Consider the following 2,208-nt stretch of genomic DNA (forward strand, 5'->3'; position numbering starts at 1 on the left):
CTGAAGTGGGCGTCTTGGCGGTGACCGTCACGATGCCCACCTTCGCAAGAGAGGATTTTAGATTTTGGATTTTCTAAGGAAGGTGGGCATTGCCCACCCTACTATTACCAAGCCCAAGCATCGCGCCATTTGACTGTGCCTTCACTGGCGACAAACCAGCGACGACCGACAACATTTTCTCGCAATGGCGATGTACCTTCGCGCAACATCGCGTACTTGTAAGAAATTAGTTTTCCGGCACTTTCATTAAAAGCAATTTCGCCAAACCAAGTGTTTTCGTTGATATATTCCAACTCGAAACCTTTGGCGATATCCCAGTTGCCTAACTCAGGACAATCACCGATGACGATAATCCTTTCACCCGGTTGAGTATTGACGCCATTGAGTTGCACCCGGACGATCGTTTGTCCTTTGACTCGTTCTGCAACGTGACTGATAATAATCACTTCCTTCGACTCTAGATGCAAGTCATACAAACAGCCATCTTTAACTTCAAACTTGCGCCGCGATAAAACATCGGTATGCTCTCCATCGGGCAAATCTGTATGCACAGATTCAATTGTGACAGGTTCGCCCTTATTCATCGCCACAAAACAGCGGTTTTCGCGATAACGTCGCACGTAACAATAAACATCGGGAGTGAGATATTTTTGCCACTGACTCCCCAGAGAAATTGCCGGATTCAATCGCCGCAAACCTGACAGCAACCGTACATCCCGATAGACAGGCGTTTCCATATCCCAATTTTGCATCATCGGGCGATTGTAAGGATCGTTGCCGCCATTTGTATCGTTGTGGAGATACTGTTCCGTGCCGTAATAAATGCAAGGAATACCGCGACTTGTCATAATCAAATCTATTGCCAACCGCAGCATATCCGGATCGGGATTCAGCGACTGAAACCGAGGCATATCGTGATTATCGATAAAGGTAATTAACTCGGTTGCCCCGTTGTAGCGAGAATCCATACTCAGGACATCTTGTATGAGATGAAATCCTCCTTCTGCTCCTTGAGCCAAAGCTGCCCGAATCGCTACGCAAAGACCAAAATCGAGAATTGTCATCCCAGAGCAGTTGGCAAATTCGAGCGATCGCTCATTTCTGGGGTCGTTATAAATCCACTCCCCAAACACAAAAATATCGGGTTTGTGGTTTTGGATATCGGCGTTAAACTCCTGCCAAAACCAAATCGGCATATGTTTAACCGTATCCACCCGCAAAGCATCGACACCTCGATCGAGCCATTGCTTAATCGACGATTTGATGTAGTTTCGATAATCGGGATTGTTTTCGTTGAAGGTTGCCAAACCTGCCAATTCGCAGTTTTGCACCTGCCATTCATCTTCCCAGTTAGTTACTTCACCATAGTGGTGATACCAACCATTTTTATCATCGTTGAAATCGGCAATCTTTACACCATCGTCGTAAAGTTCGCCCTTCTTACCGCTAAAATCCGGATTGCTGTGGTTACACACAATATCAAGAATAAATTTCATTTTGCGTTTGTGCAATTCAGCAATCAACCTGTCAAAAGTTGTTTCCTTGCTTTCTTGGGTTTTGTTCAAAGAAGGATCTTCACCCTTTTTGATAAAGCGAGGATTAATTCGCTTAAAGTCTTTAATCCAGTAGCCGTGAATGGCGGCGCTATTCACAAATAATGCTTCCACTTGCTCGAACAGGGGAGTCAGCCATATCGCCGTGACTCCCAAGCTCTTTAAATAATCGAGTTTGTCGATAATTCCCTGTAAGTCTCCACCCCAATATTTTCCCCAATCTTGTCCTTCTGGGTCGTAAAGTTCTGGGTTTGGCCCTTCGCTGTTTTCCGGATCGCCATCATGGAAGCGATCGACAACTATGAAATAAATAGTTTCTTGGCGAAATTCAATGTCTCTAGTATACAGAAACTCCAAATCTATATCGGTTTCTGTTTTCTGTTCGGTTACTAGAGTATCAATTTCTTTGTATTGATCTCCTACCTCATATTGAACGGTCGAACGTTGAGACGGCGGGGTTGATACCATAACATTCCTTTATATTGCTGTAGAAAGTCTTTGCTGTTAGCTTTTACGAAAACCCATTCTCGTGCGAGTATTACCTATTTCAGAGTGATTTCTCTTGTGTCTTAAGGTAGATTTTTTTAGTTTATAACCGATGCAGTTAGTTAAGGGAGAGGGGTATTACCCCGTAGTGTCGTGAAAAAAGCTAATA

At 44.2% G+C, this 2,208-nt stretch carries 1 protein-coding gene; it reads right to left on the reverse strand.

The features are described 5' to 3' along the window. Nucleotides 1-104: 104 nt before the first annotated feature. Complete coding sequence (locus tag H6S82_RS30125; protein ID WP_190468186.1) at nt 105-2,021, reverse strand: alpha-amylase family glycosyl hydrolase; 1,917 nt, start codon at nt 2,019-2,021, stop codon at nt 105-107. Nucleotides 2,022-2,208 lie beyond the last annotated feature (187 nt).

Origin of the sequence: Planktothrix sp. FACHB-1355 (genome assembly GCF_014748295.1) — a bacterium.
Classification (GTDB): Bacteria; Cyanobacteriota; Cyanobacteriia; order Cyanobacteriales; family Aerosakkonemataceae; genus Aerosakkonema; species Aerosakkonema funiforme_A.

Coding starts and splice junctions, on each gene's coding strand:
- H6S82_RS30125 (WP_190468186.1), bottom strand. CDS start 2,021: ATGGTATCAACCCCGCCGTCTCAACGTTCGACCGTTCAATATGAGGTA.